9 protein-coding genes are annotated in these 8,291 nt (G+C 67.7%); 5 read left to right on the forward strand and 4 right to left on the reverse strand.

The features are described 5' to 3' along the window. The first annotated feature begins 273 nt into the window (after positions 1 to 273). Positions 274 to 2,898 (forward strand): ATP-dependent helicase HrpB, encoded by a 2,625-nt coding sequence (gene hrpB, locus ACWJI7_RS10640; protein WP_479937807.1) that lies wholly within the window; start codon positions 274 to 276, stop codon positions 2,896 to 2,898. A 13-nt stretch (positions 2,899 to 2,911) separates the two neighbouring features. Here the strand turns inward: hrpB and ACWJI7_RS10645 are convergent, their stop codons facing one another. Beyond that, on the reverse strand, positions 2,912 to 3,730 hold the full coding sequence (locus ACWJI7_RS10645) for an HAD family hydrolase (protein ID WP_479937808.1): 819 nt from the start codon (positions 3,728 to 3,730) through the stop codon (positions 2,912 to 2,914). 143 nt (positions 3,731 to 3,873) lie between these two features. On the opposite strand from ACWJI7_RS10645, the gene ACWJI7_RS10650 reads away from it, so the two are divergent. From ACWJI7_RS10650 to ACWJI7_RS10665, 4 genes are all read left to right on the forward strand, one after another. Then, a complete protein-coding gene (locus ACWJI7_RS10650; RefSeq protein ID WP_479937810.1) occupies positions 3,874 to 4,020 on the forward strand; it encodes a high light inducible protein in 147 nt (48 codons plus the stop codon). A 283-nt stretch (positions 4,021 to 4,303) separates the two neighbouring features. Beyond that, positions 4,304 to 5,509, forward strand: coding sequence for an exodeoxyribonuclease VII large subunit (gene xseA / locus ACWJI7_RS10655; protein WP_479937812.1), 1,206 nt, complete (start codon positions 4,304 to 4,306; stop codon positions 5,507 to 5,509). 66 nt (positions 5,510 to 5,575) lie between these two features. After that, positions 5,576 to 5,908 carry an exodeoxyribonuclease VII small subunit gene (gene xseB, locus ACWJI7_RS10660; protein WP_479937814.1) on the forward strand — a complete coding sequence of 111 codons (333 nt, stop codon included), beginning with the start codon at positions 5,576 to 5,578 and terminating at the stop codon, positions 5,906 to 5,908. Between the two features lie 59 nt (positions 5,909 to 5,967). Next, positions 5,968 to 6,321 (forward strand): DUF2834 domain-containing protein, encoded by a 354-nt coding sequence (locus ACWJI7_RS10665; RefSeq protein ID WP_479937816.1) that lies wholly within the window; start codon positions 5,968 to 5,970, stop codon positions 6,319 to 6,321. Positions 6,322 to 6,374: 53 nt separating this feature from the next. Here ACWJI7_RS10665 and ACWJI7_RS10670 read toward each other — a convergent pair whose 3' ends face one another. The 3 genes from ACWJI7_RS10670 to ACWJI7_RS10680 all read right to left on the reverse strand — a co-directional run bounded on the left by ACWJI7_RS10670 (position 6,375) and on the right by ACWJI7_RS10680 (position 8,061). After that, positions 6,375 to 6,806, reverse strand: coding sequence for a hypothetical protein (locus ACWJI7_RS10670; protein WP_479937817.1), 432 nt, complete (start codon positions 6,804 to 6,806; stop codon positions 6,375 to 6,377). Beyond that, positions 6,806 to 6,970: a hypothetical protein gene (locus tag ACWJI7_RS10675; protein WP_479937819.1), complete on the reverse strand. Its 165-nt coding sequence runs from the start codon at positions 6,968 to 6,970 to the stop codon at positions 6,806 to 6,808. The genes ACWJI7_RS10670 and ACWJI7_RS10675 overlap by 1 nt, the downstream gene beginning before the upstream one ends. Positions 6,971 to 7,062: 92 nt before the next feature. Beyond that, entirely contained in the window at positions 7,063 to 8,061 is a 999-nt protein-coding gene (locus tag ACWJI7_RS10680; protein WP_479937821.1) for a YihY/virulence factor BrkB family protein, read from the reverse strand. Positions 8,062 to 8,291: the final 230 nt, after the last annotated feature.

Here is an 8,291-nt window from a genome sequence, read left to right on the forward strand (position 1 = left end):
CCCCCGGACGCGGGTCTGGGGCAGCCGATCCGGGGACGCCGGGGGGGGAACCCAACGACTGGCTAAGAAACGTGGCCAAGGCCACCACCCACCCCGGTCGGCGGCGTTAAAAAGGGGTCACTCCATTTCTTCCGTTTTTCTTTATGTCCTCGCTTGGCCTGTCCGTCGGGCCCCTGGTGCGGTTGCTGGCGTCCCTGGGGTTGCTCAGTACCGCCCTGCTGGCCCTGGTTCTGAAACTGGTCGGCTGAGGCCGTCCAGTTTCCCCGTGGTCCGATGAGCGCTCCGACCGGCGGCGGCAGGGAGCCGTTGCCGATCGAGCCGCTCCTTCCGCTGATCCTGGAGCGGCTTCCTGCGGGTGGCACGCTGCTCCTGCAGGCGCCACCCGGCGCCGGAAAGACCAGCCTGGTTCCATTGGCGCTGCTGCGCCACCTCCACGACTGCAGCGCCCCGAGGCTGGGAACAGCCAGGCTGGTGCTGATCCAGCCGCGCCGGCTGGCCGCCAGGGCGGCCGCCCTCAGACTGGCGGCCGCCCTGGGCGAGGAGGTCGGAGGCCGGGTCGGGTATCGGGTGCGGTTGGAGCATCGCTGCTCGGCAGCCACTGTGCTCGAGGTCATGACGGACGGACTGTTCCTGCGGCGGCTCCAGGACGACCCCTCCCTGGCGGGGGTCTGCTGTGTGATCTTCGATGAATTCCATGAGCGGCGGGCCGAGACGGATCTGGCCCTGGCCCTGCTCCGTGAAGCCCGTCCGGTGCTGGCACCGGACCTGAGGCTGCTGATCATGTCCGCCACACTCGATCTGCAACCCCTGGCGCAGAAGCTACCGGAGGCGCAGGTCCTGACCAGCGCGGGGCGCAGCCATCCGGTGGCCGTGCATCACCAGCCGGCTCGGGAACGGGAACCGCTGGATCTGCAGGTGGTGCGAGCCCTGGAGCGCCACTGGCTCGACGCAGAGGGCGAGCGGGCCACGGCGCTGGTCTTCCTGCCGGGGCAGCGGGAGATCCGCAACGCCCTCGGGGCGATCCGCGGCACCAGCTGGGGGAGGGAGATCGAACTCTGTCCCTTGCACGGTGCCCTGCCCCTGGAAGCCCAGAGCCGGGCCATCGCTCCGGCCCGACAGGCGGAAGGCAAGGTGGTGCTGGCCAGTTCGATCGCCGAAAGTTCGCTCACCATCGCCGGAGTTCGTCTGGTGGTCGACAGCGGACTCAGCCGCCGCAGCCGCTTCGACCCGCGCACGGGCATGGATGCGCTGATCACCGGGCCAGCCAGCCAGGCGAGTGCCACCCAGCGCCAGGGCCGGGCCGGGCGGCTGGGGGCGGGGACCTGTATACGGCTCTGGTCGGCGGCGGAGGGGCGGCGGCGGCCGGCCTTCGACAGCCCCGAACTGCTTGAGACCGACCCCTTGCCCCTGGTGCTCCACCTGGCCCGCTGGGGAGCGGGGCTGGGGGAGAGCCTGCCCTGGCTGGACCCGCCACCGGAGGCCCCCCTGCGGGAGGCCCGGGAGCTGCTGCGCCAGCTGGGGGGGCTGGAGGGAGTCGGAAACGGGGGCGGTGCTCTCACTCCCCATGGCCGGGCCATGGCCGACCTGGGACTCCATCCCCGCCTGGCCCACATGCTGCTGCGGGCCAGGGCCAGCGGCTGTCTGCCGCTGGCCGCGGAGCTGGCCGTGCTGCTCAACGAACGGGATCCCCTGACGGCGGAGGATGCCGGGAGCGATCTGATGCGCCGGCTCGACTGGTTGAGACAGCCCGGGGGCGACCCCCGGCGCCGGCAGCTGCGACAACTGATCCGTCAACTCGAAAGCCAGCTCGCCGATCCGGCCAGGAGCCGATCTGGCCGGGCCGCTCCCGCAGGAGTCTCCAGGGCGGTGGAGGGGGCCGCAGAGCCGGAGGTGGCCGCCCGGCTGATCAGCTGGGCCTACCCGGAACGGGTCGCCCTGGCGCGGCCGGCCGGGGGGGGGCGTTTCCTGATGCGGAGCGGACAGGACGTGGCGCTCCATCCCCGGGATCCCCTGGCCGGCTGCCCAGCGCTGGCGATCGCCGGAGTCGACGGCGGCGGCAGGGCCCAGACGGACGCGGCAGGGGCCCGCGTTCTGCTGGCCCTCCCCCTGGAGACCGCCACCCTTGAGCTCATGCAGCGGGAGGACGGAACGCTGGAGCGCTCGGTGCAGTGGGACCCCACCAGCCGGCGGGTGCGCGGCGTCGTGGAGAGGCGCCTGGGGGCCCTGGTGCTGGAGCGCCGGCCCTGGCTGGCAGCTCCCCCCGAACTGGTGCGGGAGGCTCTGCTGGAGGGGCTGCGGGGGCTCGGCCTGGAGGCCCTTCCCTGGAGGGAGGAGAGCCGTCAGCTGCGGCATCGCCTCCTGCTGATCCGGGCTCACCGCGGGGCCAGCTGGCCGGACTGCCGTGACACCACCCTGCTGGACCACCTGGAGGACTGGCTGGGGGACTGGCTTGAAGGGGTGCAGCGTCTGGAGGACCTGGCCCGGATCGACCTCCGTGAAGCCCTCTGGCGCCGCCAGCCGTGGGAGCGGCGCCAGGAGCTGAACCGGCTGCTGCCCACCGAGCTGGAGATCCCCTCGGGCCGCCGGGTCCGCCTCGACTACGGCGGCGGCGAGCCCGTCCTGGCGGTGAAGCTCCAGGACCTGTTCGGCTGCCTGCAGGGACCCTCCGTGCTTGAGGGGACCGTGCCGGTGACCCTTCAGCTGCTCTCCCCGGCCGGTCGCCCCGTCCAGATCACCCAGGATCTGGAGGGGTTCTGGCGGGGAAGCTACGCCCAGGTGCGGACCGAGCTGCGGGGGCGCTACCCCAAGCACCCCTGGCCGGAGGACCCCACCCAGGCCGAACCCACGGGAGCCACGAGCCGGGCGCTGCTGCGTCGACAGCGGCTGTCGCAGCTCTGATCCGGGCCGGCCCTCAATCGAACAGGTGGTCGTACCCAAAGTGGGAGAGACCCTCGAGGATGCCCTCACAGCCATGCCCGCCAGCTGGGAAGGTGTGGGGGAGGGAGGGCAGATACCGCTTGAGGGCAGCCTCGGAGTTGCCCACCATGATCCCGCGCAGGCCGGTCTGAAACATGGACAGGTCGTTCAAGGTGTCCCCGGCGGTGACCACCCGATCCCGGTCCACGTCCAGCCAGCGGAGCAGATCGAGCAGGGTGGAGCCCTTGTTCACGCCGGAGGGCAGCAGGTCGAGGTACCGGTTGTCGGAGAGCAGGCAGTCAACACCCACACGCTCGAGCCGTGGCAGCAGGGTGTGATCGAAGGATATGGGGTCGTAATCGAAGGCCAGCCGCCGATCGGAGCTGATCGGCTGGGCACTGAGGCCGGGCTGGTTCTTCAGAAGGGGGGCGAGTCGCTCCGGCAGGCCATCCCAGCGGCGGTCGATCGGCTCCACCACCAGGGGCAACGGCTGCAGGCTGCTCCCGCAGGCCACCGTGCAGCCCACGTCACCAATGACCAGGTGGGGGGGGCGCACTCCGCCGGGGGCGGAGTTTTCCAGCAGTCGGGCGATCGAGCGGAGATCACGGCCCGTGCAGAACACATGAAGCACCCGGTCACGACGCTGCTGCAGCCAGGCATAGAGTCGGGCCCGCCCGCATGTGGAGCCGGCGAGCAGCGTGCCGTCCAGGTCGGTGACGAGGACCAGTTCTGGGTCCAGCGGCAGGGGCTCGGAAAGCTGTTGCTGCAGGAGAGGCCGGAGGGAGGGGATGGAGAACGGTGGCGAAGGCCACACCCCTAGGCCAGTCCGCTCGGGCTGTCAAACCGGCGGAGGCCAGGACCGGAGACAAATCGAAAAGAACCTGAACTTGTGACGAACGAGACTGTCAACCCCGCGCCATGATTCGTTACGATCACAAGCGTCAACGCCTTCGACCCATGACTGACGCCACCCAGACCCGCTTCGGCTTCGTCAGCTTCGCTGAAACCTGGAACGGCCGCCTCGCCATGCTTGGTTTCGTGATCGGACTGGCGACCGAACTCCTCACCGGCCAGGGAATCCTCTCCCAGATCGGTCTCGGCTGAAGCCCTTGGCCCGTGTGGACGACCCAGCGCCCGGGCCGTCCCCGGGGCAGGCGCTGGGTCATTCTGTTCTGGCGCCCGCCGTCGGCAAGACTTGTTCTGCCTCGACCGCACCATCTCGTGGCTCCGCTCTACGTCAACAACCGGCGCGATGGGTCCAGATTGCTGAGCACCGCCCTGCTGATCTTCTCGGTCGGCCTCATCCGATTTGACCATCCCCTAGGCCCCGTCATCTGCCTGGTGTCCGGCAGTCTGAGCCTGTACTGGGGTTTCTGTTACGGACGCCTTGACCATTGATCCGACCACGGCATCAGGGCATCCGAGCGCAGGGACCAACTCCTCCCCCCTGCCTCGCTACTGCGTCCGCGAGCTCAACGGCGCGATCGGCACCCTGCTGGAGCGCGGATTCGCTCCCCGCTTTCTGCTCGACGCCACCATCTCGCGGCCCCAGATCAAGAAGGGCCATCTCTGGCTGAATCTGCTCGATGAAGCCGCCACGATCACGGGGGTGGTCTGGGCCTCCCAGCTCTCCCGCCTGAGTTATCGCCCGGAAGACGGGGATGGCGTCACGGTGGTCGGCCGACTCAACTTCTGGCCGGCTCGGGCCACGCTATGCGTGCAGATTCTCGACATCCGTCCGACCCTCGCAGGCGTGCTCCGCCAGTTCGAGCGTGTCAGGGAGACGCTGATGCCGACCGGTCTGCTCGACCTGGAACGCAAGCGCCCCCTTCCCGAGTATCCCCGGGGAATCGCCCTGCTCACCAGTTCCCCCAGCTCGGCCCTGGCCGACATGCTCCGCACGGCGGCGGAGCGCTGGCCGGCGGCCAGGATCCTGGTGGTGCCCATCCCCGTTCAAGGGCCCGTGCAAGCCACAATCTGCCAGCGGCTCCAGGCCGTGGGAGCCCAGGCCCGTCGACTCGGCGTCGAGGCGGTCGTGCTGGCAAGGGGTGGAGGCAGCCGGGAGGACCTGGCGGTCTTCGACAGTGAAGAGCTGGCCCGACAGCTCGCGTCCTGCCCGGTGCCTGTGATCACGGGACTCGGCCACGAAGACGACACGACGATCGCCGATCTGGTGGCCGATTACCGGGCCGCCACTCCCACCGGGGCCCTGGTGGCCCTGCTGCCCGATCGCCACAAGATCCTGCAGGATCTGCAGGGGCGTCGGGCCCAGCTGGAGCGGGAGCTCACCTGGATGCTGGAGCGCAAGCGGGGGAGCCTTGACAGCCTGCGACTGCGACTGGAGCCCTGCCATCCGCGCCTGCTGCTCCATCGACGGCGAGGTCAGCTGGAGCAGCTGGAGCGGCTGCTGGAGGCGCTCTCCCCGCAGCAGCTGCTGCGCCGCGGGTTCACACTGGTCCGCAGCGAAACAGGATCGCTGCTGCGCTCGATCCATCAGGTGAGCCCCGGCCAGAAACTTCTGATCGAATGGGCCGATGGCAGCGCCCACGGCACCGTGTCCCGACTGGTCTCCGAAGCCTCTCCCGATCCGTGATGGCTGATGGCTGCTCGGTGAGGGAGGAGCCAGCCCCGGTCCTGTACACCAACCCCCACAAAACCCATGAGTCCCCGCCGCACCCAGCCCGAACAACCCGAATCCGGGACGGCGGCGGCCAAGGCGGCCCGATCTCCCCGCTCACCCCAAGCGCCATCCAGCCTGGACGACTCCCTGCGGAACTGGGAGCAGGAACTGGAGCAGCTCAGCTTCAGTCAGGCCCGCACGGCCCTGGAGGTGGCTCTCGCGAGTCTCCAGTCCGATGAACTGGAAGTGGAAGCCATGGCCGATCTCTACGGTCGGGCCATGGCTTGCCTGAGGCGCTGCGAATCGGTGCTGCAGCAGGTGGAGGAAGATGTGAGGCACCTGGATCCCGAGACCCTGGAACCCGAACGATGACATCCGCAGTGCCGACGCCACCGACGGGGGGCCGCTCAGGGGGAGACGGGTCGAGCGTGTTGCCGTGGATCTACCTGGCCCTGGCGATCGCCGGGGCCGTGCTGCCCTGGCTCGCCAATCTGGAGTTCATCCGGATCGCCGGGAATGCCTTCGATCTCGGTCTGTTCATCCGGCTGGCCAACGCCAATCCGGCAGCTCAGTCCCTGTCCCGCGACCTGCTGGTCGGAGCCACGGCGATCACAGTGTGGATCGTTGTCGAAGCCAGGCGGCTGGAGATGCGTGGCCTTTGGGTTGTCCTGCTCAGCTGCGTGACCATCGCCTTCGCCTGCGGCGCACCCCTGTTCCTCTATCTGCGCGAGCGCCGTCTCCAGGAACTCCGCTCGATCGCTGCCGCGGCAACCACGGGCAGCTGAGGCAGCAGGGTCTCCTGGACAGAGGCTCAGCATCGACACGCGGAGCTTCTGCGTCAGGGCGCTCCATCGCTCGGCTCCCCGACGGAGCGGGCCTGCACATCGATCGTGACGTCCCTGACATCGACGTTGATCGGATCCCTGTCAGGCCCAGGGGAGGCTTGCCCCCTCCGGGAATCCTTGGAGGCGAGGCCGAACAGGCGATCGGAGAGCGGTGGTGCGGCCGTGGGGTCCGCTGCGAACTCGGCCCCACAGGCGGGACAGCACGCCGAGCCCAGGCTGGTGGTGCCACAGACCGTGCAGGTGCGCAGGCTTCGGCGCAGAACCATCAGGGCCAGGAGAGCGGAACCGGCCAACAGAAGCGGCAGCACCAGCACCGCCAGGGTGAGACCGCCAAGGATGTCCAGCAGGACACGGCCCAAGGGGGTGGGCGCCGCCACCAGCGCCACCGCCAGGAGGATCAGAAGCCAGCCGAACGGCGGCCGCATCAGCGGTGGAACCGCGCGTCCGATTCAATCCAGCGCTCCAGGGCCGCCAGGGCTTCAATTCCGGCCCAGCCACAGGCCAGTGCGCCGATCAGAAGCGCCAGCACAACTGCGCTGACGATCAGAACAGGGACCATCGCCAACGTGAGTGCACTGATCACCACCATCGCTCCGACACCCGCGCAGACAATCAGGAGGCTCGCCGACCATGGGCGAAGGGACAATCCAGATCGTTCCACACCAACGTCCTCAACTGTCTTCATCGTCGCTCTTGGGGAGGGTCCCGGTCCCACAGCCAGAGGTGCGGATCGCCGCACTGCTCGCGGTGGGCTTGGACAACGCTGAAGGCGACGCCGAAATAGAAAATCAAGCCAAGCAACCAGATCCACAACGTCAGCACAAGGATCCCACCGATCAATCCATAGGCCTGGAAGCGAAGCCCAAGCGAGATGAGGCTTCGGCCCACCGCAAGGTTGAGGAGCATGCAAGCCAGGCCAATCATCACGGCTCCGCTCAGGAGGTGTCTCAGCCGGACCCGCTTGGATGGGAGTACGCGCATCAGGGCAAGAGCACCAAGCGAAGACAGCACCAGGGACAGGATCAGATCCGCCAGGCTGGACACGGGAAACAGTGGACTGATCGCCTGGGCCAAGGGGAGACCCGTGAGATCCCGCCAGGTCTGAACTCCCATCAGACGAAGGTTGATCGTCATCTGATCAAGGACGAACAGAGCCCCGACAATCAAAACAAAAAGAGAGGCTCTGAACCTCTGAATGATGAACATCCGAACAGCATCTCCGAACTGACGCTGCAGCAAGACGGTGCGGTTATCTTTCGCCGATCCACTCTTGGAAGCGGGCTGAAACGACCAGAGATGATCGGTTCCCCGTTGCAGGCTAAGATAGACATTACTGGAAGTCACCAGCAAGACCGCTACACCCAGAAAGCCAGCACCGCCGCGCTGCCGATATAGCTTTGACAAGGTTTCCCGAATAACGGAAACAGCAGATTCCGGAAAGACTTGCGCCGTCCATGCCATGATCTGATCAGTCAGAATGCCATCATCTCTTCCTAGAGTCCAGCTGGCAACTGACAATGTAATCAATAGAATTGGGAAGATCGACTGAAGTGTGTGATAGGCAAACGCGGCACTGAGATCAACACAGCCATGCCTGTCCCACAATCTCCAGGCAGCCCAGACGTCGACAAGGAAGCGTCGAGATCGCCTGAACAGACATCTGGCACACTGGGCTGCCATGGCGCTAGGCACGCAGTCGAAACATCGGACGGGTTGGTGCAGCCTAAGGTCCGGAGCTGGGAGCACCGCCCCAAACCTCCACTGATCGCAGTCTCAGACCGGGGGGAGTGACCCGTGGCCACCCATCACCAGTCCGCCTGCGGGATGTGGGGAACCTGCGCTCCCGCTGCACGCACTGATCTGGGTTGGCATGCGCTGAGCCGGGAGGGGCGGGGGCTGGCGGAGCCGCC

The sequence above is a fragment of the Cryptocyanus atlanticus LEGE 06306 genome (assembly GCF_056633155.1).

Bases quoted from the DNA above. Each gene is read 5' to 3' on its own strand.
- hrpB (WP_479937807.1), top strand. From the start codon at position 274: ATGAGCGCTCCGACCGGCGGCGGCAGGGAGCCGTTGCCGATCGAGCCG.
- ACWJI7_RS10670 (WP_479937817.1), bottom strand. From the start codon at position 6,806: ATGCGGCCGCCGTTCGGCTGGCTTCTGATCCTCCTGGCGGTGGCGCTG.
- xseB (WP_479937814.1), top strand. From the start codon at position 5,576: ATGAGTCCCCGCCGCACCCAGCCCGAACAACCCGAATCCGGGACGGCG.
- ACWJI7_RS10680 (WP_479937821.1), bottom strand. From the start codon at position 8,061: ATGGCAGCCCAGTGTGCCAGATGTCTGTTCAGGCGATCTCGACGCTTC.
- ACWJI7_RS10675 (WP_479937819.1), bottom strand. From the start codon at position 6,970: ATGGTGGTGATCAGTGCACTCACGTTGGCGATGGTCCCTGTTCTGATC.
- ACWJI7_RS10650 (WP_479937810.1), top strand. From the start codon at position 3,874: ATGACTGACGCCACCCAGACCCGCTTCGGCTTCGTCAGCTTCGCTGAA.